This is a genomic window from Streptomyces rubellomurinus, assembly GCF_000961885.1.
Taxonomy (GTDB): domain Bacteria; phylum Actinomycetota; class Actinomycetes; order Streptomycetales; family Streptomycetaceae; genus Kitasatospora; species Kitasatospora rubellomurina.
This window is the reverse complement of sequence record NZ_JZKH01000021.1, coordinates 1-23,463: the sequence shown is the minus strand read 5'-3', so window position 1 is coordinate 23,463 and position 23,463 is coordinate 1. Positions and strand designations below refer to the sequence as shown.

The window sequence follows — 23,463 nt, the reverse complement described above, 5'->3', positions numbered from 1 at the left end:
CCGCACCGTCCGACTGAAAGGGGCTCATGGCACGCATGAAACGCCCTGCCAGCGGGTAGGACGACTCGTTCGTCCTGCGAAGCCACCCGACGACGCCAGTCAGCCTAACCGGATCAATCGAAGGTGCACAGGGACAGGTAGGCGCAATCCCGTAGGAAGTCCGGGCCGTCCTGGACAGCATGTCCAATCCGGAGCCGGATGTTCGCTTTCAGCCCATATGCGGGTAACCGTGCTGGGTGGGCGGGACGAAGGTCTCCTTGATCGACCGGGCCGAGGTCCAGCGCAGCAGGTTCTGGGCGGCACCGGCCTTGTCGTTGGTCCCGGAGGCCCGGGAGCCGCCGAAGGGCTGCTGTCCGACGACCGCTCCGGTGGGTTTGTCGTTGATGTAGAAGTTTCCGGCGGCGAAGCGCAGTTCCTCCACGGCCTGGGCGATGGCGTAACGGTCCTGTGCGATCACCGCGCCGGTCAGGCCGTACGGCGCGCCGGCGTCGACCCGGCCGAGCACGTCGTCCCAGCGGGAGTCCTCGTAGACGTGGATCGCGAGGATCGGGCCGAAGTACTCGGTGCGGAAGATCTCGCCCCGGTGGTCGGAGGAGACCAGGACGGTCGGGCGGACGAACCAGCCGATCGCGTCGTCGTACTGCCCGCCGGCGGCCAGCTCGATCGTCGGGTCGGCCTTCGCCCGGTCGATCGCGTCGCGGTTCCGCTCGAAGGCGCGCCGGTCGATCAGGGCGCCCATGAAGTTGGAGAGGTCGGTGACGTCGCCCACGGCGAGCGCGTCCACCTCGGCCAGGAAGTCGTCCTTGATCCTCTGCCAGAGGCTGCGCGGCAGGTAGGCGCGGGAGAGCGCCGAGCACTTCTGGCCCTGGTACTCGAAGGCGCCGCGGATCAGCGCCGTCCTCAGGATGTCCGGATCGGCCGAGCGGTGGGCCAGCAGGAAGTCCTTACCGCCGGTCTCGCCGACGATCCTCGGGTACGTGCGGTAGCCGCCGATGTTCGCGCCGATGGTCTGCCAGAGCGACTGGAAGGTGGCGGTGGAGCCGGTGAAGTGCAGCCCGGCGAGCGCCGGGTCGGCCAGCGCCACCGGGGAGACCTGCAGGCCGTCGCCGGTGACCAGGTTGATCACCCCGGGCGGCAGGCCGGCCGCCTCCAGCAGCCGCATCAGGTGGTACGCGGCCAGGGTCTGGGTCGGCGCGGGCTTCCAGACCACGGTGTTGCCCATCAGCGCGGGGGCGGTGGGCAGGTTCCCGGCGATCGCGGTGAAGTTGAACGGAGTGATCGCGTAGACGAAACCTTCCAGCGGGCGGTGGTCGACCCGGTTCCACACCCCCGGCGAGGAGATCGGCTGGTCGGCCAGGACCTGCCGGGCGAAACCGACGTTGAACCGCCAGAAGTCGATCAGCTCGCAGGCGGAGTCGATCTCGGCCTGCTGCACGGTCTTCGACTGGCCGAGCATGGTGGCCGCGTTGAGGGTGTCCCGCCAGGGCCCGGCCAGCAGGTCGGCGGCGCGCAGGAAGACCGCCGCGCGGTCGTCGAAGGACAGCGAGCGCCACTGACGCCCGGCCGCCAGCGCCGCGTCCACCGCCGCCCGGGCGTCCTCCCGCGTCGCGTTGCCGAGCACGCCCAGCTTGGCCGCGTGGTGGTGCGGCTGGACGACGTCGATCCGCTCGCCGCCGCCGAAGCGCTGCTCGCCGCCGATGGTCATCGGCAGCGGGACCTGCTCGGCCGCGAGCTCGTCCAGCCGCCGGACCAGCCGCGCCCGCTCCGGGCTGCCGGGCGGGTAGCTCCGCACCGGCTCGTTGACCGGGGTCGGCACCTCGGTGACTGCGTCGATGGGCATGGCGGCTCCGTCCTGGCGGCGGGTGGGGACGCAGTCCAGCCTGACCAGCCGCGGCGGGTTCCGCCCGTTCAGACACGCGGACGGCGGACGTGGCGCCCGCCACTCCGGCCGGCGCGCGGGCCGTCCCGGGCCGGCCGGCCGCGCGGCCGCCCGCCCGCCCGTCCGGCCGCTCGCTCAGCCCGTGAGCCGCCCGGCCAGCTCGACGGCCTCGGCCAGGGTGTCCACCACCGGGACGCCGACCGGCTCCAGCTTCTCCCGGGTGTGCGAGCCGCCGGTGTACAGCACCGCGCGGGCACCCGCGTGCAGCGCCGCCAGGGCGTCGTCCGCGGCGTCGCCGATCAGCACCGTCCGGGCCGGGTCGACCCGCTCGCCGAGCTCGGCGAGGTGCCGGGTCAGCTGCTCCGCCTTCTTCCCGCCGGACGGGCCGCTGCGGCCGTCCACCCGCAGGAAGCGGTCGGCCAGCCCGAAGGCTTCGACCAGCGGCACCAGCTTGTCGTGCTCGTACATCGACAGCAGCGACTGGCTGTGCCCGGCCGCCTGCCAGTCCGCCAGCAGCTCGCGCACGCCCTCGGTGAGCCCGCAGGCGGGGCTGAGCTCCAGGTAGCGGTCGTGGAAGGCGTCGTCGAGCCGCAGCCACTCCTCCTGGGAGGGCACCCGGCCGAGCAGCCGCTGGTAGAACCGCGGGATCGGGACCTCGTACTGCTCCCGGTACTCCTGCAGCGTCATCGGGTCGATGCCGATGGTCGCGAACGCGGCGTTGCTGGCGCCGAGGACGGCGTCCATGTCGTGGAAGAGGGTGCCGTTCCAGTCCCAAACGATGTGAGTGCGCACGGGGGCCAACGGTAACGCCGGCCACCGACCCGCCGGTAGGACGGGAGTCACGCCAGCAGCGCGGGGATCTCCTGGGTCGCGAACCAGAGCAGGTCGTGGTCCTCGGCGCCGTCCACGGCGAACTGGGCGTCCTGGTCGCCGCCGTCCGCCGCGGCCACCGCCGCGACCGCCGCCGCGACGTCCTCGACCACCTCGGCGTCGGCGACGTCCGCGTGCACCGAGGCCGCCTTCGCCAGCTTCACCGGGCCGGCCAGCACCACCCGGCCGAGCGAGGCCTGGTCCTGGTACTCGTCGCCGGGGAACGGCCGCACCGCCGAGTCGGCCACGTCCAGCGCCACCACGACCCGGCGGCGCGGGGCCCCCGGGTCGGCGGCCAGCAGCCGCAGCGAGGACTGCGCGGCCCGGTTCAGCGCCGCGTACTCCAGCTCCTCCAGGTCGTCGCTGACGTACCACTCGCGCAGCGCGGGGGTCACGGCGTAGGCCGCGGACTGCTCCAGGGCGCCGCCCTCGTGCGCCGCCGCCAGGCCGGTCAGGGTGGTGGGCACGTACACGCGCATCGGTGGCACTCTCCGGTTTCGTCCAGCGGCACAGCTACAGGGCCCAAGAATAAGCTCCGCCGGGCCGCCCGTGATCACCTGCCGGGCGAGCGCCGGCGCAGCGGGGGCGACCGGCGCGCGGGGCGCCCGTCCGGGACGCCCGGGCGTCCCCTTTCCGGGTCGGACGGCCCGTGCGCGCGCGTCAACCGGGCGCCTGCGGGCCGGGCTCCGGGCCAGCCGCCGCAGGTGTCAATTCGCCCGGATAGGTGAACCTGCCCCGGGTTCCCGAGGGCTCGAAAACGCGTTGCCGCCCCGCACGCGGGCCCGCCAGCCTGATCCCGTCCGTACCCGCACCACCCGACCGGGGAGCCGCCGTGACCGCCCGCCTCAACCGCCTCGCCGCCGCACCGCACCGCCGTCCGCGCGTCGCCGACTGCGACCCGGCCGGGCGCCGGCCCCGCCACCCCCGCACCGCCTGCGCCACCGCCGCCTCGGCCACCGCCACCGCCACCGCCGTCGGCACCGCCGCTGGCGCCGTCCCGGGCCGCGACGGCGGCCACGATCCGCGGGCGCTGGCCGCCCGCTTCGCCCACCAGCTGGTCGAGGTGCTCACCGGCGCCCGCCCGTCCGGCCAGCTGATGCGGCACACCAGCCTGCACGGCTACGGGCAGCTCGCCTCGCTCGTCCGGATCGGGGCGCTGCGCCGCGGCGGCCCCGCCGACCGGCCCCGGCTCGGCCCGGTGCACGACCGCTCGCCCTCGGCCGACGCGGTCGAGGCCTGCGTGCGGGTCGACCTCGGCCGGCGGCACCACATGGTGGCCTTCCGGCTGGAACAGCGCGGCCCCGCCGGGCAGTGGCAGTGCACCGCCGTGGAGGCCCGATGAGCCCGATCAACGTCGTACCGCGGCAGCACCCGCGGCACGACGGGCCCGGGACGGCGCAGGGCGCCGCTCCCCGGTGGGAACGGCGCCCTGCGTGGCGTCCTGCGTGGCGTCCTGGTGGCCGGCCGGCCTCGGCCGCCCGGGCGGGCTCAGGCCTTGCGGCGGCGGCCCTTGGCCGACTTGGCGGCCTTGCGGCGCTCGGCGCGGGTCAGCCCGTCGCCCTCGTCCTCCGGCGCCAGGTCGTCGAAGTCGCCCTCGATCACCCCGCCGCCGACCTCCTCCGAGGGGGCCGTGTAGTGCAGCCGCTTCGGCTTCGGGGCCTCCAGGCCCTTGGCCTTGATCTCCGGGCGGGCGGCCGCCGCGTCCTTCTCCAGCTTGTCGAGGACCACCTCGGCGTCCTCGACCGGGACCTCCTCCGTCTGCTGCTCGACCTGGAACTCCAGGTTGAACAGGTACGCGACGGACTCCTCCTTGATGCCCTCCATCATCGCGGTGAACATGTCGAAGCCCTCGCGCTGGTACTCGACCAGCGGGTCGCGCTGCGCCATGGCCCGCAGGCCGATGCCCTCCTGGAGGTAGTCCATCTCGTACAGGTGCTCGCGCCAGCGGCGGTCCAGCACGGTCAGCACGACCCGGCGCTCGACCTCGCGCATGACCTCCTCGCCGAGCTGGTCCTCGCGGGCGCCGTACTGCGCCTGGATGTCCTCCTGGATGGCCTTGATCAGGAACTCGGGGGTCAGGCCGGACGGGCCGCCGACCTCCTCCTCCAGCTCGGCCAGGTCCAGGGTGATCGGGTAGAGCAGCTTGAGCGCGGTCCAGAGCTTGTCGAGGTCCCAGTCGTCCTCGAAGCCCTCGCCGGTGGCCACCTTGACGTAGGCCTCGACGGTGTCGTCCATGAAGTGGCCGACCTGCTCCTGCAGGTCCTCGCCCTCCAGGACGCGGCGGCGCTCGCCGTAGATGACCTCGCGCTGGCGGTTCAGCACCTCGTCGTACTTCAGGACGTTCTTGCGGATCTCGAAGTTCTGCTGCTCGACCTGGGTCTGCGCGGAGGCGATCGCGCGGGTGACCATCTTGGACTCGATCGGCACGTCCTCGGGCACGTTCGCCATCGAGAGCACGCGCTCGACCATGCCGGCCTTGAACAGGCGCATCAGGTCGTCGCCGAGCGACAGGTAGAAGCGGGACTCGCCCGGATCGCCCTGACGGCCGGAGCGGCCGCGCAGCTGGTTGTCGATCCGGCGGGACTCGTGCCGCTCGGTGCCGAGGACGTAGAGGCCGCCGGCCTCGCGGACCTCCTCCTGCTCGGCCTTGACCGCGGCCTTGGCCTTCTCCAGCGCCTCGGGGAAGGCCGCCTCGAACTCCTCCGGGTTCTCCGCCTGGGTCAGCCCGCGCTGCGCCAGCTCGGCGGTGGCCAGGTGGTCCGGGTTGCCGCCGAGCATGATGTCGGTGCCGCGGCCGGCCATGTTGGTGGCGACGGTGACGGCGCCCTTGCGGCCGGCCTGCGCGACGATCTGCGCCTCGCGCTCGTGGTGCTTGGCGTTCAGCACCTCGTGCGGGATGCCGCGCTTGCGCAGCTCCTGCGACAGGTACTCGGACTTCTCGACCGACACGGTGCCGACCAGCACCGGCTGGCCCTTCTCGTGCTTCTCGGCGATGTCCTCGACCACGGCGGCGAACTTGGCCGGCTCCGACTTGTAGATCAGGTCGGGCTGGTCGATGCGCAGCGGCGTCTTGTTGGTCGGGATCGGCACCACGCCGAGCTTGTAGATCTGGTGGAACTCGGCGGCCTCGGTGGTGCCGGTACCGGTCATGCCGGAGAGCTTGTCGTACAGACGGAAGAAGTTCTGCAGGGTGATGGTGGCCAGCGTCTGGTTCTCGTTCTGGACCTCCACCCCCTCCTTCGCCTCGATCGCCTGGTGCATGCCCTCGTTGTAGCGGCGGCCGGCCAGGATGCGGCCGGTGTGCTCGTCGACGATCATGACCTCGCCGTTCATCACGACGTAGTCCTTGTCCCGCTTGTACAGCTCCTTCGCCTTGATGGCGTTGTTCAGGAAGCCGACCAGCGGGGTGTTCACCGACTCGTAGAGGTTGTCGATGCCGAGGTAGTCCTCGACCCGGGTGACGCCCTCCTCCAGGATGCCGACGGTGCGCTTCTTCTCGTCGACCTCGTAGTCGCGGTCGATCTTCAGGCGCAGCACCAGCTTGGCGAAGTCGGCGTACCACTTGGTCGCCTGGTCGGCCGGGCCGGAGATGATCAGCGGGGTGCGGGCCTCGTCGATGAGGATCGAGTCGACCTCGTCGACGATCGCGAAGTTGTGGCCACGCTGGACGAGTTCGTCCTTCGACCAGGCCATGTTGTCGCGCAGGTAGTCGAAGCCGAACTCGTTGTTGGTGCCGTACGTGATGTCCATCGCGTACTGGCGCTTGCGCTCGGCGGGCGTCATGTTGGCGAGGATCACGCCGACTTCGAGGCCGAGGAAGCGGTGCACCCGGCCCATCCACTCCGAGTCGCGCTCGGCGAGGTAGTCGTTGACGGTGATCAGGTGGACGCCCTTGCCGGTGAGCGCGTTCAGGTACGCGGGCAGGGTGCCGACCAGGGTCTTGCCCTCGCCGGTGCGCATCTCGGCGACGTAGCCGTGGTGCAGGGCGGCGCCGCCCATGAGCTGGACGTCGTAGTGGCGCTGGCCGAGCACGCGCTTGGCGGCCTCGCGGACGGTGGCGAAGGCCTCGGGGAGGATGTCGTCCAGCGTCTCGCCGTCCTCGAGCCGCTGCTTGTATTCGTCGGTCAGCGCGCGCAGCTCGGCGTCGGTGAGGTTGACGAAGTCCTCTTCGATGGAGTTGACCTGGGCAGCAATCCGCTGCAGCTTGCGAAGGATCTTGCCTTCGCCGGCGCGCAGGATCTTGTCGAAGACGGACACTTGGGCGGGCTCCTTGCCTGTATTGGCACTGGACGACTGCACGGCGGGTCCACCCCACCGCACGGGCCATCGTATGCGAGGAGTCCAATGCCCCGGGAGGTGCGTCAGCACGCTATTCCCGTGTCACCCGCGCGGGCACATGGATCGATAGCGCCGTCGAACGTGACAAACCGGTCAGCGGGTCGAGGAGTTGGCCCCATATCCGGATGCTCCCGTTCGCCCTCCCACGGAATAATCCCGACATGGAAGAACAGCACAGCGAACCCGTCACCCTCACCACCGAGCGCCTCGTCCTGCGCGCCCCGCGGGAATCCGACATCGACGCCGTCTTCGCCGCCTGCCAGGACCCGGAGATCCAGCGCTGGACGATCGTCCCCTCCCCGTACCGGCGCGAGGACGCGGAGTTCTTCGTGCGCGACCTCGCCATCGAGGGCTGGCGCACCGGCGCGAACCGGATCTGGTGCGTGTTCGAGCGCGAGTCCGGCGCCCTGGTCGGCAGCCAGGGGCTCGTCCTGCGCGACAACGACCCGGGCTGCGCCGAGATCGGCTGGTGGGCCGTGAAGGAGTTCCGCGGCCGCGGCTACACCACCGAGGCCGCCCGCGCGGTCTCCCACTACGGCCTGCGCGAACTCGGCCTGCGCCGGCTGGAGTGGGTGGCCTACGTCGGCAACGGGGGCTCGCGCGCGGTCGCGGAGAAGTCCGGCTACCGCATGGAGGGCACGCTGCGCTCCTTCGCCGAGCAGCGCGGCGTCTTCCACGACGCCTGGCTCGGCTCGCTGCTCGCGTCTGACCTGGACTGACCGCGGCCGCGGCGGCACCCGCCGTCACCGCCACGGCCGCGGCCGCTCCGGCCCCGGCCGCCGGCCGGCCCGGGTGTCAGTGGCCCCGGCTACGCTCGCCGGCATGACCGCCGCCGCTGCCGATCGCGCCCCCGGCCACCGCGCCACCGCCGTCCTGTCCGCCGACGAGGCCCGCCGGATCGCCCTGCGCGCCCAGGGCCTGCTCGGCGCGCCCGACCGCCGGGCCGGGGTGCGCGGAGTGCTGCGACACCTGGGCGCCGTGCAGCTGGACACCATCTCGGTGCTGGCCCGCTCGCACGAGCTCGTCCCCTACGCCCGCCTCGGCGCGGTCGGCCGCCCGGCCGTCGAGGCGGCGTACTGGGGCGCGGGCACCAGCTTCGAGTACTGGTCGCACGCGGCGTGCGTACTGCCGATCGAGGAGTGGCCGCTGTTCGCCTTCCGGCGCCGCCGCTACCGCGACCGCGGCCACCTCTGGGGCCACCAGGTCGCGCCCGAGACCTACCGGCACGTGCTGGACCAGCTGCGCGCCGAAGGGCCGCTCACCTCGACCGAGTTGGGCGGCGCCAAGAAGACCGCGCAGTGGTGGGACTGGTCCGACACCAAGATCGCGGTCGAACGCGCGCTGGCCTTCGGCGACGTGGTGTGCACCGAGCGCCGCAGCTGGAAGCGCGTCTACGCCCTGGCCGAACAGGCCGTCCCGGCCGCCCTGTTCGGGCAGGAGCCCGAGGACGAAACGTGCGTGCGCACCCTGGTCGCGCAGGCCGGCGCCGCGCTCGGCGTCGCCACCCGGGCCGATCTGCTGGACTACCACCGGCTGCGCGCCGAGGAGTTGGACCCGGTGCTGGCCGACTGCGGACTCGTCCCGGTCGAGGTGGCCGGCTGGGGCCCGGACGGCGCCCCGGCCCCGGCCTGGGCCGACCCGGCGGCACTGGCCTCGGCCCCGCGCGGGCGCCACCGCACCACACTGCTCTCGCCGTTCGACTCGCTGGTCTGGGACCGCGCCCGCACCGAACGGATCTTCGGCATGACGCACCGGCTGGAGGCCTACACGCCCAAGCACAAGCGGGTGCACGGCTACTTCGCGATGCCCCTGCTGGCCGGCGGCCGGCTGGTCGGCCGGGTCGACCCGGCCCGGGAGGGGCGCACCCTGGTCGCCCGTCAGATCTCGCTGACCGACGCCCCGGGGCCCCGGGGAACCGGCGCCCGGCACGTCGAGGCGCTGGCCGCGGCCCTGCGCGAGGCGGCCGCCTGGGTCGGCTGCGAGGCGGTGCGGGTGGAGGCGCTGCACGACGAACGGCTGCGCCCGCCCCTGGAGAAGCTGCTCACGGCGTAGCCGGGAGCAGCCCGGCTCACCCTATTTCGAGGATCTTCTCCCGCATCGCGTACACCACGGCCTCCATCCGGGAGTGCAGCTGGAGCTTCTCCAGGATGTTGCGCACGTGGTTCTTCACGGTGTTCTCGCTGATGAACAGCTCCTTGGCGATCTCCCGGTTGTTCATCCCGGTCGCCACCAGCTTCAGCACCTCCAGCTCCCGGTCGGTGAGCCGGGGCGCGGGCACCAGGTCCCGGTCGTCGGAGCGGCGCTGGATCATCGACTTGAACTCGGTGAGCAGCTTGGACGCCATCGAGGGGCTGATCTGCGACTGCCCGTCCGCGACCGCGCGGATCGCGGTGGCGACCTCGTCGGTGGAGATCTCCTTGAGCAGGTAGCCGGTGGCGCCCGCCTTGATCGCCTCGTAGAGGTCGGCCTCCTCGTCGCTTATCGTCAACATGATGATCTTGGTGCTGGGCGCCACGTCCTTGATCGCCGTGCAGGCCTCGATCCCGCTGCGGCGCGGCATCCGGACGTCCATCAGGATGATGTCGGGCAGCAGGTCGGCCGCCTTCAGCACGGCCTCGGCGCCGTCCCCCGCCTCGCCGACGACCTTGATGTCCGGCTCCTCCGCGAGGACGATCTCCAGCCCCCGGCGGAACAGCGCGTGGTCGTCCACGACCAGCACGCGGATCGGCTCACCCCGGTGCGGCGCGTACGCGGGCTCCTCCTCCGGCCTCGGCGGCAGCCCGGCGACCGGCCCCCCTGCGGGCCCCAGCCCGAAGTGATCCCCCATCCGCTCCTCCCCCTTCGCGGGTCGTCGTGCGCCAATCATTCCACGCCCGCCCGTGGCCCCGGTCACCCTCCGGCGCCGATTCCCCCGCATCGGGTGACCCCCCGGCCGGCGGGCGCCCGGAACCGTTCGAACCCGCCCGGTCCGGTCCCCGCGCGAACCGGCCCCGGCCGCCGGGCTCCGCGGCCCGGAACGCCGGTGACCCCGGCGGCCGCGGCCACCGGGGTCACCCCTTCATCGAGACTGCTCGGACGGTCAGTCCTCGTCGTCGGACCGACCGATCGCACCACCCGCACCGCTGGCCACTCCGGCCGCCATGTCGGGCTGGACGTGGATGACGCCGTAGTCGTAACCGCGCCGGCGGTAGACGACGCTCGGCAGGCCGCTGTCCTTCTCCACGAACAGGTAGAAGTCGTGGCCGACCAGCTCCATCTCGTACAGCGCCTGGTCCAGCGCCATCGGAGCGGCCGAGTGGGTCTTCTCGCGGACCACCAGCGGGCCCTCGCCCTCCACTTCCAGCGATCCCATCATGGTCTTGCGGACGGCCCCGTTGGTCGCGCTCTCCGTCGTCGTCTCCGGCAGCGCGGCCAGGGCCGCGGTCGCCTCGGCGACGCTGATGGGGGTGCGGCCGTTCGCGCCGCCCTTGTGGACCCGGCGCCGGTCGGCGGACTTGCGCAGCTGCGCGTCGAGCTTCGCGGAGGCCAGGTCGAGCGCCGCGTACGGGTCGGCGGCGGCGGCTTCGGCCCGGATCACCGGGCCACGGGTACGGAGAGTGATCTCCACCCGGTCGGACCGGTCGGCCTGCCGCGGGTTGTGCTCCTTGGACACCTCGACGTCGAGGCTGATCACCTTGCCGTCGAACTTCTGGACCTTCTCCAGCTTCTCGGCCACGTGCTCGCGGAACCTCTTGGGCACCTCGGTCTTGCGGCCCTTGACGACGATGTCCACGCAGAACTCCGATCCCTCGTGCTGACGCCGATCCGGGTGCTACCGGATCGGGCTGAGACCCAGCTGGACCAGCCCATCCACTGCCGGCCCCCCGTTCCACCGCGGACGGTGGAAACGACTGGCCCTCACCTCACTTCCTCCCCACCAGGGCCGGTTGAAACCCCCTGGAGCCTTATCGAACACCTCACACGGGGTTTTCGCCTCCCCAGCCGGGGCATCGACGGGTGACGCGGGCACGACCCGACACCGCGGACGGCCGGTCAAGCTGTCGCACCCTGTCTACCCTCTTGCGAGTGAAGCATGGGTGAATACCTGGACAACACCCCCCGTACGGCGCATCCTTTGCTCACTCTCCGTGCCGCCGCCAGGAGCAGCCGTGCCCTCCACCCCCGCCCCTCCCCCGTCCGACCGGGGACCGCTCGGCCACGCCCTGGCCGGGCTGCTGGACGTCCTGCTCCCCGCCGACTGCGCGGGCTGCGGCGCCGTCCGCACCCCGCTCTGCCCCGACTGCCGGCACGCGCTGGCCGCCGCCCGGCCCGGTCCCACCCTGCTGCCCTGGGCGCACGCCGCCGCGCCGTACACCGACCCGGTCCGGCAGCTGCTGCTGGCGCACAAGGAGCGGGGCGCGCTGCGGCTGGCCGGCCCGCTCGGCGAGGCGCTCGGCCGGGCGGTGCGCTCGGCGCTGGGCCCGCGCGCCGAACGGGCGCCCCTGCTGCTGGTCCCGATGCCCTCGGCCCGGGCGGCCGTGCGGGCCCGGGGCCACGACCCGACGCTGCGGCTGGCCGGCGCCGCCGCCCGTTCGCTGCGCCGGGCCGGCCTGGACGCCCGGACGGCACCGCTGCTGCGGCACACCCGCCCGGTCGCCGACCAGGCCGGGCTGGGCGCGGCCGAGCGGCGGCGCAACCTGCACGGCGCGCTCACCGTGCTGCCGCGCGCGAACCGCGCGCTGGTGGGGCGTCAGCCGGTGCTGGTGGACGACCTGGTGACCACCGGGGCCAGCCTCGCCGAGGCCGCCCGGGCGCTGGCCGCCTCCGGCCTGCCGGCCCGGGCCGCCGCCACCGTCGCGGCCACCGACCACCGGACGGGCCGGACGGGCCGACGGACGGCACCGACCCGGCGGGCCGGAGCGGGGGTCAGCCGGCGTAGAAGTAGGCGCCGGCCTTGTCCTGCATCTGCAGCTCCCGCCACTGGGCGTTGATCAGCCGGTACACCTTGCCCTCGGCCACCGCGAGCACCGGCGGCGCCGCGGCCAGCACGTTGCTGCGGGACTCGGAGGCCGAGATGGTCAGCCAGCCCGGGCCGCTCTGCAGCGGGCTGTCGCTGCTCTGCGAGCCGTCCGTGCTGATGTAGTACAGCTGCTGGATCCGGTCGCCCTCCTTGCCGAGCACCAGCAGTTGGTCGGCCTCCGCCCAGGCGACCGAGGCGACGTCGGTGAGCAGCGGCGCCACCCGGCGCAGTCCGACGATCTTCGCGGTCGGCTCCTGCGGCGTCCCGCCGTGCACCACCAGGCCGAACAGCAGCGACCGGGTGCCCGAGCCCTGGTTCTTGACCACGAGGGCGATCCGCGCGCCGTCCGAGGAGATCTTGAGCGCCTGCACGGTCTGCCCGTCCAGCCCCTCGACCGGCACCGGGTAGGTCTTGTTGCCGCGGACCATCACCACCCGGGGGCCCTGCGGGTTGCGGTCCGCCACCCAGAGGTCGCCGCGGCCGTCCCAGCTGGGCGAGGCCAGTCCGTCGCTCCGGTCGGCGGCCTTGACCGGTGAGGTGAGCACCGGCTCGGGCATCGACACGGAGTTGGCGGAGAGCGGCACCGAGAACAGCTGGTGGCCGTCGCCGCTGATCGCGGCGGCCCGGGAGCCGTCCCGGGCGACGGCGATGGTGCCGAGCGGCGCGGTGCCGTTCGGCTGCGGCTTGCCGAGGGCGCCGTTCACGGCCTGGCCGCCGTGCTGGTCGTCGGCGGTCATCAGCACGCCGTTGTCGGCGCGCTGGTAGTACTGGATCGCGGGCGGGGGCCCGGCCAGGGCGCCGGGGCCGGTGTTCGGCGCGTCGGTGCGGCTGGCCGTGCAGGTGCCGCGCTGGCCCTTCAGTTCGAGCCGCTCGACCTGGCCCTTGACCTGGTCGGCGAGGGTGTAGAAGAGCTGGTTCGCCATCCGTCGGCAGGTGGCCGGGTCGCTCACGTCCACGCCGAGGAGCTGCACGTGGGCGGCGCGGTTGTCGTCCACCGTCACCCGGTCGACGCCGGCCCCGGGCGGGAAGGCCGTCCGGGCGACGGGGTTCAGCCAGTCCGAGGGCCCGGCGACCACCGCCTTGGCGGCCGCCATCAGCGGGTCCATCCGGCGGCGCAGGTAGATCGGGTCGGCGATCAGCACCTCCTGGGGGGAGCTGCCGGCGATGAACGCGGACGGGTCGGGGGCGGTGTAGAAGTACCGGTCGACCTGGCGGTAGGTGTTGCGGAAGTTCGTCTCGTTCATGATCACGCCGGGCGGCAGCTTGTCGATCCGCCACTCGCCGCCCTTCTCCCGGACGAACGTGAAGTCGGAGGCGCTCGGGCCGTCCGCGAGCAGGTACGAGTGCTTGGTGTCGACGGAGGCGACCATCGACCCGCTCACGGTGAACTGCGCCGTGGTGTCCGCCTCGGTGGTGGCGGCCTGGACGGTCCGCTTGACCATGTTGTCGGAGAGCACCTGGATCCCGGCGTCCGGGTTCCAGTGCGCTGCGGCGTTCTCGGTGAGGTACTGCCGGGCGACGTCGAAGCCCTCGTCGGCGGTGACGGCGTCGAGGAAGCCGGTCAGCAGCTCGCGCGGCCCGGCGCCCTTGGCGGGGCCCAGCGGGTACACCCGGGCCTGCAGGTTCTTGTCGGCCGCGCCCTGGGACAGCTCCACCCTGGAGATGCCGCCGGAGTCCGGCATGGCGGCGCAGCCGCTCGCCACCAGGGCGAGCAGCGCCGCGCCGGCCACCGCCGCGACCCGCGACTCAGTCCCGCTCGTCCTTCGCACGCTGCGACCCCTCCAGGTCCGTCCCGCCCGTCACGCCCGGCTCCGCCGTCCGCGCTGCCACCGACGGCCGCCCGGGCGTCGGGTCCACCATGACCTGGGCGCCGGTGGCACCGTACCCGGCCCCCGCCGTCCGCACGTCCGAGGGGTCCGAGCGCGGGCCCTCGGGCAGCCGCTGCCGGCCCAGGTCGATGTTGAGCACCCCGCCCAGCCCGCTGCCGAGCCCGCTGCCGACGCCCTCCGGCGTCTCGGCCGGCTCCTCGGCGGCGCTCAGCGCCGTCGCGCCCGCCGGGGCGATCGCCCGCCGGTACGGCATCCCGTAGGTGCCGAGGCCACGGTTGTTGCGGGAGTCCTCCGGCTCCAGCCGGAACGGCGCCCGGCTGATCTCCCCGCCGCGGGTGCGCGGCAGGGTGAGCCGGAAGTGCGAGCCGCCGCCGGGCTCGCCCCAGGCCTGCAGCCAGCCACCGTGCAGGTGGGCGTCCTCGACCGCGATGGACAGGCCGAGGCCGGTGCCGCCGGTGGTCCGCACCCGGGACGGGTCGGCCCGCCAGAAGCGGTGGAAGACCCGGGAGGCCTCGCCCGGCTTGAGTCCGATGCCGTAGTCGCGCACGCCGACCGCGACGGCGCCGTCCGCCGAGCCCAGCCGGACCACCACGTCGCGGCCCTCGCCGTGCTCCAGCGCGTTGACCACCAGGTTGCGCAGGATGCGCTCGATCCGGCGGGAGTCCACCTCGGCCAGCACCGGCTCGCCGTCGCCGCGGATCACCACGGCGCTGCCCTTGGCCTCGGCGAGCGGTTCGGCGGCCTCGACGACCCGGGTGACGATCTCGCGCAGGTCGACGGGCTCGGCGTCCAGGATCGCCGCGCCGGCGTCGAAGCGGCTGATCTCCAGCAGGTCGGCGAGCAGCGACTCGAAGCGGTCCAGCTGGCCCTGCAGCAGCTCCGCCGAGCGGGCCGCCATCGGGTCCAGGTCCTCGCGGCTGTCGTAGATCAGGTCGGCGGCCATCCGGACGGTGGTCAGCGGGGTGCGCAGCTCGTGCGACACGTCCGAGACGAACCGGCGCTGCACCCGGGACAGCTCCTCCAGCTGGCGGATCTGCGCCTGCAGGGCGTTGGCCATCCGGTTGAAGGACTCGCCGAGGCGGGCGATGTCGTCCGTCCCGGTCACCTTCATCCGCTCCTCCAGGTGCCCGTCCGCAAGGCGCTCGGAGATGCCGGCGGCCATCCGGACCGGGGTGACCACCTGGCGCACCACGACCCAGGCGATGGCGCCCATGAGGATCACCACGAACACGCCGGCGGTCGCCAGGGTGCCGGTGATCAGGTTGAGGGTGTCGGTCTCCTGGCCGAAGGAGAACACGTAGAACAGCTGGTAGCTGGTGCCGGACGGGCCGACGAACTGCATGCCCAGGGCCAGCCCGGGCTCGGAGCGGCCGTCCGCCCGGTGGATCCGGGTCGGCTGGTCGAACATCTGGCCGGGCTCGACGTGCACCTTGTCGCGCAGGCTGTCCGGGACGCTGGTGGGCAGGATGTCGCCGGTGTAGCGCGGCGCGAAGCCGGTGTCGGGGACGACGGCCCCGGTGCCCGGCGCCATCGCGATCACCGAGTACACCGTCTGCCCGCTCGCCGCCAGGTCGTTGACCCGGCGCAGCAGCCAGGTGCCGGTGTCCTCGCTGGTCGAGTCGGCGGTGCCCCGCAGCCGCTGGTCCTTGGCCTCGTCGATCTTCTTCAGCTCGGCCTGGAACCCGATCCTGGCCTGCTCGCGCGCGGCGCCCATCTTGGTGTCCAGCAGACCGGTGCGCACCTGCGCCACCACGACCACGCCGAGCACCAGGACGACCGCGATCGACAGCAGCAGGGACACCGCGACCACGCGCACCTGGATCGACCGGCGGTACAGCACCGCCGCCCGGCCCACCGGTCGGCGCAGCTGACGGGTGAACAGCCCGAACACCCCGCGCGGGCCGCGCCGGCGGCGGGCGGTCGAGGTGGTCGAACTGAGCACGTCCCCGCGCACGGCACCGGCCCCGTCGGTCGCGGAACCCGACGGGGTGTCGCCAGCCTGGTCCGTCACGTCAGCTGGGCCCGGCCTTGTAACCCACGCCGCGGACCGTCACCACGATCTCCGGACGCTCCGGGTCCTTCTCGATCTTCGAACGCAGGCGCTGGACGTGGACGTTGACCAGCCGGGTGTCCGCCGCGTGCCGGTAGCCCCAGACCTGCTCCAGCAGCACCTCGCGGGTGAACACCTGCCAGGGCTTGCGGGCCAGCGCGACCAGCAGGTCGAACTCCAGCGGAGTCAGCGGGATGCCCCGGCCGTCCCGCTTCACCGAGTGGCCGGCCACGTCGATCACCAGGTCGCCGATGGTCAGCTGCTCGGGCGTCGGCTCCTCGGCACGGCGCAGCCGCGCACGCACCCGGGCCACCAGCTCCTTGGGCTTGAACGGCTTGGTGACGTAGTCGTCGGCACCCGACTCCAGGCCCACCACGACGTCGACCGTGTCGGTCTTCGCGGTCAGCATGACGATCGGGATCCCCGACTCCGCCCTGATCTGCCGGCAGACGTCGATGCCGTCCCGGCCGGGCAGCATCAGGTCGAGCAGGACCAGGTCGGGCTTGGTCTCCCGGAACGCGGCTAGCGCCCTGTCCCCATCCGCGACGAAAAACGGCTCGAAACCCTCACCACGCAGCACAATGCCGAGCATCTCGGCCAGTGCGGAGTCGTCATCAACGACGAGGACGCGTCCCTTCATGGGTCCATCTTCTCATTACCGGATTGTGACCTGCCGCACAGCAGTGCCAATGCTCCACAACGGCCAACTCCGACACCGGCGAATTCCGGTCAAAACGGGCGAACAGCCCTGGTCGGGGCACCTGCGGACGGCCCCCGGACCCGCCCGCGGCGCCCCGCGGACCCCCGTTTCCGATCCGCGGCCGGATCCCCCTGGGGCCGGTCCTGGCCCCATGGCACGATGGGCGCTGCGCGCGGGCGAAAGATCGCCCGGAGCCGCGCCCGTGACGCCCCTCCGAGGAGCAGTGATGACCGACACTCCGGGCTGGGCCTCGCCCGGCTCGTCCGAGCCGTCCCGCGACGGCGCCCGGCCCCCGGCCGACGCGCCCGCCGCCGTGCCCGGCCCGTCGGCACCACCGCAGACCACCCCGCAGGCACCCGTCCGGGGCAGCCAGTACGGCCAGGCCCGGCCCGGCGGCCGCGGCCCGTCCGCCTGGAGCGCCCCGCGCGGCCCCCGGCCCGGCGTCATCCCGCTGCGCCCGCTCGGCATCGGCGAACTGCTCGACGGCGCCGTCACCACCGTCCGCCGCTACTGGCGGACCGTCCTGACCCTCTCGCTCGGCTTCGCCGTCCTCCAACAGGCCGGCGTGGTCGCCGTCGAACTGGCCCTGGCCAAGGGCAAGACCGGCGACAACACCCAGTTCACGACCACCTTCGCCACCCTGCCGCTGACCCTGCTGCTCGGCGCGCTCGCCGCGGCGCTGCTCACCGTGGTCGTCAGCCGCGCCGTCCTCGGCCGCCCGGTGACCGCCGGCGAGGCCTGGCGCGAAGCCCGCCCCCGGCTGCTGCAGCTGCTCGGGCTGACCACGCTCACCGCCCTGCTCTCCGCCGGGGTGATGCTGCTCGGGTTCACCCCCTGGTACCTCTACGACCGCGGCGGCAGCGTCTCCTTCGGCACCGCCGCCCTGCTGTTCCTGGTCGGCCTGATGACCCTCCCGGTCGGCTTCTGGCTGTGGATCCGGTTCAGCCTGGCCGCCCCCGCCCTGATGCTGGAGAAGCAGGGCGTGCTGACCGCGCTCTCCCGCTCCCGCCGCCTGGTGGGCGGCGCCTGGTGGCGCGTCCTCGGCATCTCCCTGGTCGCCCGGCTGTTCGCGCTGGTCGCCACCATGGTCATCGCCATGCCGTTCCGCATCCTCGGCTTCCTCCTCGGCTTCGCCGACCTGAACCGCCAGGCCTCGTTCGACGGCACCCTCAACGAGTCCACCGCGATGCTGATCACCGACGCGGTCGCCGGGCTGCTCGCCTCCACCCTCACCATCCCGTTCCTGGCCGTCGTCGGCGTCCTGGTCTACATCGACCAGCGCATCCGCCGCGAGGCCCTGGACATCGAACTCGCCCGCGCCGCCGCCCTGCCCGAGCAGGACGCCGCCCCGGCCGACCGGCCCGCCCCCGCGGGGCGCTGAACCGGATGCCGAACTGGGGGGACATGCCGCTGCCGGCCGACGGCGCACCGGTCACCGTTCCGCGGGACCCGGCGCGCGAGGCCGCCCGCGACGAACTGCTCAAGGCCGGGTACCACAAGCACGATCCGTCCGTCCTGGAACGGGCCATGGACTGGATCAACGACCACATCACCAGCTCGCTCAACGGCATCTCCGGTGACGGCACCAGCGGCACCACCGGCCTGCTGTTCTTCATCGTCGTCGCCCTGCTGATCGCCGCCGCGCTCTGGTGGCGCCTCGGCGCGCCCAAGCGCGCCGCCCGCACCGTCCTCGACGTGTACGGCGTCGAGGGCCCGCGCAGCGCCGACCGGTACCGCGCCGACGCCGCCGCACACGCCGCCGCCGGACGCTGGGAGGAGGCCGTCCGCGAGCAGATGCGCGCCCTGGTCAGGGCCCTGGAGGAGCGCACCCTGCTCGACACCCGCCCCGGCCGCACCGCCGACGAGGCCGCCGCCGAAGCCGGCCGCGCCCTGCCCGAGCACGCCGCCGCGCTGGCCGCCGCCGCCCGCACCTTCGACGACATCGCCTTCGGCGAGCGCACCGCCGACCAGGCCGCCTACCAGCTGCTGCACGACCTCGACCGGACGCTGGAACGCACCCGACCGGTCCACGCCGCCACCCCGGCCACCACCGCGACCGCAGGAGGGGCGGCATGACCAGCACCGTTCCCGCCCCCGCCCCGCCCGCGGCCGAACAGCCGACCCGCACCGCCCCGACCAGCCTCGCCCCCACCGGGCGCGGACTGCTCCGCCGGGCCCGCTGGTACCTGGCGTTCCTCGCCGTCCTGCTGATCGGCGCCGTCACCGTCGTCGCCCTCGGCCGCGACCGCGAGTACCCGACGATCGACCCGCGCTCGTACGACCGCGACGGCGCCCACGCCGCGTACGCGCTGCTCGAACAGCAGGGCCTGGCCACCCGGCTCACCACCGACCCCACCGCCCACCCGGCCGGCCCCGACACCCTCGTGCTGCCCGAACCGGACCTGCTCACCCCCGACCAGCTGCGCGCGATCGCCGCGGCCCGGCACACCCGGCTGGTGCTCATCGCCCCCGGCCCCACCGCCCTCAGCGCGCTCGCCCCCGGCATCCGCAGCTCCGAGGAGGACGGCGGCCTCCCCTACGCCCCCGTCCGCCCCGCGAACGCCGGCTGCTCCCTGCCCGAGGCCGTCCGGGCCGGCGACGCCGAGACCGGCGGCATGCTGTACACCAGCGGCAGCCGCGGCGAGGGCTGCTACCCGCGCGGCCACGGCTACGCACTCGTCCGCACCCCGCTCGACGACGGCACCCGCGACGTCGTCGTGCTCGGCAGCGGCGTCTTCCTGCAGAACGGCGAACTCACCGTCGCCGGCAACGCCTCGCTCGCCCTCGGCCTGCTCGGCTCGCAGCCCGCCCTCACCTGGCACCTGCCCGACTACAGCGTCCCGCTGCCCAAGGCCGCCCACCCCAAGACCTTCGGCGACTTCGTCCCGGACGGCTGGCACTGGGCCCTGCGCCAACTCGCCGTCGCCGCCGTGCTCGCCGCCCTCTGGCGCGGCCGCCGGCTCGGCCCGGTGGTCAGCGAGAACCTGCCCGTCGTGGTCCGCGCCAGCGAGACCACCGAAGGCCGCGCCCGGCTCTACCGGCGCGCCAAGGCCCACGGCCGCGCCGCCCAGGCGCTGCGCCGCGCCGCCGCCCACCGCCTCGCCCCCGCCCTGGGCGTCCCGCTCCGGGCCGGCGCACCCGACCCCGACGCCCTCTGCGCGGCCCTGGCCGACCGCCACCCCGAGCAGTCCGCCGGGGACGTACGGGCCCTGCTGTACGGCCCGCCCCCGACCGACGACGCCGCACTGCTCCGGCTCGCCGACGACCTCGACGCCCTCGAAAGGCAGGTACGGAACCCGTGACCGACCAGGCAACCGCCCAGCTCCGCTCCGTCCCCGGCACGGACTCCGACACCACCGGCACCCCCGGCACCCCCGCCGCTGCCGCCACCGCCCCCGCCGCCATCGACCCGCGTGCCGCGCTCACCGCGCTGCGCGCCGAGATCGGCAAGGCCGTGGTCGGCCAGGACGCCGCCGTCACCGGCCTCGTCGTGGCGCTGCTCTGCGGCGGCCACGTGCTGCTCGAAGGCGTCCCCGGCGTGGCGAAGACGCTGCTGATCCGCACCCTCTCCACCGCGCTCAGCCTGGAGACCAAGCGCGTCCAGTTCACCCCCGACCTGATGCCCGGCGACGTCACCGGCTCGCTCGTCTACGACGCCCGCACCGCCGAGTTCTCCTTCCAGCCCGGCCCGGTCTTCACCAACCTGCTGCTCGCCGACGAGATCAACCGCACCCCGCCGAAGACCCAGGCCGCCCTGCTGGAGGCCATGGAGGAGCGCCAGGTCACCGTCGACGGCGAACCGCGCCCGCTGCCCGTCCCCTTCATGGTCGCCGCCACCCAGAACCCGGTCGAGTACGAGGGCACCTACCCGCTGCCCGAGGCCCAGCTGGACCGCTTCCTGCTCAAGCTGGTCCTGCCGCTGCCCGACCGCGACCAGGAGTTCCAGGTCCTCGCCCGGCACGCCTCCGGCTTCGACCCCCGCGACCTCGCCGCCGCCGGCGTGCGCCCGGTCGCCGGGCCCGAGCACCTCGCCGCCGCCCGCGCACAGGTCGCCGAGCTGACCGTCTCCCCCGAGGTCCTCGCCTACATCGTCGACCTCTGCCGGGCCACCCGGCAGTCCTCGTCGCTGTCCATCGGCGTCTCCCCGCGCGGCGCCACCGCCCTGCTCGCCGCCGCCCGCGCCTGGGCCTGGCTCGCCGGCCGCGACTACGTCACCCCGGACGACGTCAAGGCGCTCGCCCTGCCCACCCTGCGGCACCGGGTCGCGCTGCGCGCCGAGGCCGAGATGGAGGGCGTCACCGCCGACTCCGTCATCCAGGCCGTGCTCGCCCAGACGCCCGCGCCCCGCTGACCAGCCGTCCGACCCCTTCCCGGCCCCACCGGCTCACCACCCCTCGAAGGAGTGCCACCGCATGGCCCTCACCGGGCGAACCGCCCTGCTCGCCGCGCTCGGCGCGCTCGTCGTGGGCCTGCTGCTGCCGTCCTGGACCGGGATCGCCCTCGTCACCGGCACGGTGCTGCTCGCCGTCGTGGTCGACCTCGTGCTCGCCGCACCCGTCCGCAGCCTGCGGCTGGGGCGGGGCGGCGACACCCGCGTCCGGCTCGGCGAGCCCGCCTCCGTCGAACTGACCGTCACCAACCCGTCCGGGCGGCCGCTGCGGGCGCTGATCCGCGACGCCTGGGCCCCCTCCGCCTGGCGGCCCGGCACCGCCCACGCCGCCTCCCGGCACACCCTCGCCGTCCCCGGCGGCGAACGGCGCCGCGCGGTCACCGTCCTCACCCCGACCCGCCGCGGCGACCACCACGCCCACAAGGTGACGATCCGCTCGCTCGGCCCGCTCGGCATGGCCGCCCGCCAGGGCTCCCACCTGCTGCCCTGGACGGTCCGCGCGCTGCCCCCGTTCACCAGCCGCAAGCACCTGCCCTCCCGGCTCGCCCGACTGCGCGAACTCGACGGCCGCACCTCGCTGTTGACCCGCGGGCAGGGCACCGAGTTCGACTCCCTGCGCGAGTACCTGCCCGGCGACGACGTCCGCTCCATCGACTGGCGCGCCAGCGCCCGCCGGCACACTGTCGCCGTCCGCACCTGGCGCCCCGAGCGCGACCGGCACATCCTGATCGTCCTCGACACCGGCCGCACCTCCGCCGGCCGGGTCGGCGACGCCCCCCGCCTGGACGCCGCCCTCGACGCCGCCCTGCTGCTCACCGCCCTGGCCACCCGGGCCGGCGACCGCGTCGACCTGCTCGCCCACGACACCCGCAAGCGCGGCGCGGTCGTCGGCAGTTCGCCCCGCGAGATCCTGCCCGCCTTCACCGACGCCATGGCCGGGCTCGAACCCGCCCTCAACGAGACCGACATGCGCTCGCTGGTCTCCACCGCCCTGAAGATGGCCCCGCACCGCTCGCTGATCGTCCTGCTCACCGGCCTCGACGCGGCGCCCGTCGAGGACGGCCTGCGGCCGCTGCTGCCGCTGCTCACCAAGCGCCACGAGGTCGTGCTGGCGTCCGTCGCCGATCCCCGGCTGGACGAACTCGCCGCCGGGCGCGGCACCCTGGAGGCCGTCTACGGCGCCGCCGCCGCCGAACAGACCCGCGCCGACCGCCGCGCCACCGCCGACCGCCTCAGCCGGAACAACGTCACCGTCCTCGACGCCCCGCCCGCGCAGATCGCACCGGCCCTCGCCGACACCTACCTCGCGCTGAAGGCCGCCGGCCGCCTCTGACAAGCCCCCGCGGGGGCGCCGCTACAGCTGTAGGGTGCCCGGATGATCGGGATTCCGGAGGCGTTCGCGCGGGCCACGGTCGCGCGCGAGGGAGAACCGGGGGCGGCATGGCTTGCCGAACTGCCCCGGATCGTCGACGAGTTGCTGGAGCGCTGGGGCTACTCACCGGACGGCGAGGTGACCCACGGGGGCGTCGGGCTCATCGTCCCGGTCCGGCGGCCCGCGACCGGCCCCGCCGTCCTGAAGGTGTCGTTCCCGCACCCCGGCAACGTCCACGAGCCGGACGCCTTCGCGGCCTGGTGCGGCCGCGGCGCCGTCCGCCTGCACGAGCGCGACGACCCCCGCTTCGCGATGCTGCTGGAACGCGCCCACCACGCGACGCTGGCCGAACTGCCCGACGCCGACCAGCTGGTGACGGTCGCCGGCCGACTCAACCACCGGCTCGCCGTCCCCGCACCGCCCGAGCTGCCCCGGCTGAGCGAGCGGACCGACACCTGGGAACGCGAGCTGCGCCGGGACGCGGCCGAGCTGGCGCACACCATGCCCGCCAGCGTGGTGGCGGCCGCCGTCGCCACCGTCCGCGAGCTCGGCCCCGGCCAACCGGACACCCTCGTCCACGGGGACCTGCACGCCCGCAACATCCTGCGCGCCGACCGCGAGCCCTGGCTCGCCGTCGACCCGAAGGGCTACGTCGGCGACCCGGCCTACGACGCCGGCACCCTGCTCAAGTCCCGCGCACTGACGCTCATCGGGGCGGACGATCCGCGCAGGGCCGTCCGACGCGTCCTCGACGTCTTCGCCGAGGCGGCGGAACTCGACCGCGAGCGGGTACGGCGCTGGTCCCAGTTCCACGCGGTGCAGGCCGCCTTCTGGGGCCGCCGCCACGGCTTCCGGGTCGCCCGGAACGGACCGCAGCTGGACCTGCTGACGGTGTTCGCCGACCGCCTGGCCGAATTCCTGACGGAAGGGTCCTGACCCGCCGGAAACGCGAAAAGGCCCACCCGGGAACCCGGGTGGGCCTTTTCTGAAGAATTGTTCGGCGGCGTCCTACTCTCCCACAGGGTCCCCCCTGCAG

The 23,463-nt window shown here is 73.9% G+C and carries 19 protein-coding genes; 10 read left to right on the top strand and 9 right to left on the bottom strand.

Going from position 1 to position 23,463, the window contains the following annotated elements; all coding sequences use genetic code 11:
• Positions 1-208: 208 nt before the first annotated feature.
• The 3 genes from pruA to VM95_RS12900 form a co-directional block, all read right to left on the bottom strand.
• A complete protein-coding gene (gene pruA / locus VM95_RS12910) occupies positions 209-1,834 on the bottom strand; it encodes an L-glutamate gamma-semialdehyde dehydrogenase (RefSeq protein ID WP_045695880.1) in 1,626 nt (541 codons plus the stop codon).
• A gap of 180 nt (positions 1,835-2,014) precedes the next feature.
• Positions 2,015-2,671: an HAD family hydrolase gene (locus VM95_RS12905; protein WP_078859831.1), complete on the bottom strand. Its 657-nt coding sequence runs from the start codon at positions 2,669-2,671 to the stop codon at positions 2,015-2,017.
• Positions 2,672-2,718: 47 nt separating this feature from the next.
• Entirely contained in the window at positions 2,719-3,228 is a 510-nt protein-coding gene (locus VM95_RS12900; protein WP_045695751.1) for a DUF6912 family protein, read from the bottom strand.
• Between the two features lie 353 nt (positions 3,229-3,581).
• On the opposite strand from VM95_RS12900, the gene VM95_RS42490 reads away from it, so the two are divergent.
• On the top strand, positions 3,582-4,091 hold the full coding sequence (locus VM95_RS42490; RefSeq protein WP_052707336.1) for an Rv3235 family protein: 510 nt from the start codon (positions 3,582-3,584) through the stop codon (positions 4,089-4,091).
• 146 nt (positions 4,092-4,237) lie between these two features.
• On the opposite strand, the gene secA is transcribed toward VM95_RS42490, so the two are convergent.
• A complete protein-coding gene (gene secA, locus VM95_RS12890) occupies positions 4,238-7,006 on the bottom strand; it encodes a preprotein translocase subunit SecA (RefSeq protein ID WP_045695750.1) in 2,769 nt (922 codons plus the stop codon).
• A gap of 242 nt (positions 7,007-7,248) precedes the next feature.
• On the opposite strand from secA, the gene VM95_RS12885 reads away from it, so the two are divergent.
• Positions 7,249-7,806, top strand: coding sequence for a GNAT family N-acetyltransferase (locus VM95_RS12885; protein ID WP_045695748.1), 558 nt, complete (start codon positions 7,249-7,251; stop codon positions 7,804-7,806).
• Between the two features lie 103 nt (positions 7,807-7,909).
• On the top strand, positions 7,910-9,139 hold the full coding sequence (locus VM95_RS12880) for a winged helix-turn-helix domain-containing protein (RefSeq protein ID WP_045695744.1): 1,230 nt from the start codon (positions 7,910-7,912) through the stop codon (positions 9,137-9,139).
• Positions 9,140-9,155: 16 nt separating this feature from the next.
• Here VM95_RS12880 and VM95_RS12875 read toward each other — a convergent pair whose 3' ends face one another.
• Complete coding sequence (locus VM95_RS12875) at positions 9,156-9,914, bottom strand: response regulator (protein ID WP_244178747.1); 759 nt, start codon at positions 9,912-9,914, stop codon at positions 9,156-9,158.
• A 252-nt stretch (positions 9,915-10,166) separates the two neighbouring features.
• Complete coding sequence (gene hpf / locus VM95_RS12870) at positions 10,167-10,859, bottom strand: ribosome hibernation-promoting factor, HPF/YfiA family (RefSeq protein WP_045695740.1); 693 nt, start codon at positions 10,857-10,859, stop codon at positions 10,167-10,169.
• Between the two features lie 376 nt (positions 10,860-11,235).
• On the opposite strand from hpf, the gene VM95_RS12865 reads away from it, so the two are divergent.
• Positions 11,236-12,057 (top strand): ComF family protein, encoded by an 822-nt coding sequence (locus VM95_RS12865; protein WP_063773493.1) that lies wholly within the window; start codon positions 11,236-11,238, stop codon positions 12,055-12,057.
• Here VM95_RS12865 and VM95_RS12860 read toward each other — a convergent pair.
• The 3 genes from VM95_RS12860 to mtrA all read right to left on the bottom strand — a co-directional run bounded on the left by VM95_RS12860 (position 11,993) and on the right by mtrA (position 16,605).
• The gene (locus tag VM95_RS12860) at positions 11,993-13,855 is read right to left on the bottom strand and encodes an LpqB family beta-propeller domain-containing protein (protein ID WP_157882085.1); all 1,863 of its coding nucleotides are present in this window, start codon (positions 13,853-13,855) and stop codon (positions 11,993-11,995) included. The two genes, VM95_RS12865 and VM95_RS12860, sit on opposite strands and share 65 nt — an antisense overlap.
• Positions 13,833-15,857: an MtrAB system histidine kinase MtrB gene (mtrB, locus tag VM95_RS12855; protein WP_208615446.1), complete on the bottom strand. Its 2,025-nt coding sequence runs from the start codon at positions 15,855-15,857 to the stop codon at positions 13,833-13,835. The genes VM95_RS12860 and mtrB overlap by 23 nt, the downstream gene beginning before the upstream one ends.
• Before the next feature lie 70 nt (positions 15,858-15,927).
• Positions 15,928-16,605 carry an MtrAB system response regulator MtrA gene (gene mtrA, locus VM95_RS12850; RefSeq protein ID WP_030247322.1) on the bottom strand — a complete coding sequence of 226 codons (678 nt, stop codon included), beginning with the start codon at positions 16,603-16,605 and terminating at the stop codon, positions 15,928-15,930.
• Between the two features lie 286 nt (positions 16,606-16,891).
• Between mtrA and VM95_RS12845 the strand changes: the two genes are divergently transcribed.
• The 6 genes from VM95_RS12845 (at position 16,892) to VM95_RS12820 (ending at position 23,363) form a co-directional block, all read left to right on the top strand.
• The gene (locus VM95_RS12845) at positions 16,892-18,046 is read left to right on the top strand and encodes a hypothetical protein (protein WP_045695728.1); all 1,155 of its coding nucleotides are present in this window, start codon (positions 16,892-16,894) and stop codon (positions 18,044-18,046) included.
• Between the two features lie 5 nt (positions 18,047-18,051).
• The gene (locus VM95_RS12840) at positions 18,052-18,741 is read left to right on the top strand and encodes a DUF4129 domain-containing protein (RefSeq protein ID WP_045695725.1); all 690 of its coding nucleotides are present in this window, start codon (positions 18,052-18,054) and stop codon (positions 18,739-18,741) included.
• A complete protein-coding gene (locus VM95_RS12835; RefSeq protein ID WP_045695722.1) occupies positions 18,738-19,967 on the top strand; it encodes a DUF4350 domain-containing protein in 1,230 nt (409 codons plus the stop codon). The genes VM95_RS12840 and VM95_RS12835 overlap by 4 nt, the downstream gene beginning before the upstream one ends.
• Before the next feature lie 101 nt (positions 19,968-20,068).
• Positions 20,069-21,016 (top strand): AAA family ATPase, encoded by a 948-nt coding sequence (locus VM95_RS12830; protein WP_045695869.1) that lies wholly within the window; start codon positions 20,069-20,071, stop codon positions 21,014-21,016.
• A 61-nt stretch (positions 21,017-21,077) separates the two neighbouring features.
• Positions 21,078-22,388 carry a DUF58 domain-containing protein gene (locus tag VM95_RS12825; RefSeq protein ID WP_045695718.1) on the top strand — a complete coding sequence of 437 codons (1,311 nt, stop codon included), beginning with the start codon at positions 21,078-21,080 and terminating at the stop codon, positions 22,386-22,388.
• Between the two features lie 42 nt (positions 22,389-22,430).
• Entirely contained in the window at positions 22,431-23,363 is a 933-nt protein-coding gene (locus tag VM95_RS12820; RefSeq protein WP_045695716.1) for an aminoglycoside phosphotransferase family protein, read from the top strand.
• The last annotated feature ends 100 nt before the right edge of the window (positions 23,364-23,463 follow it).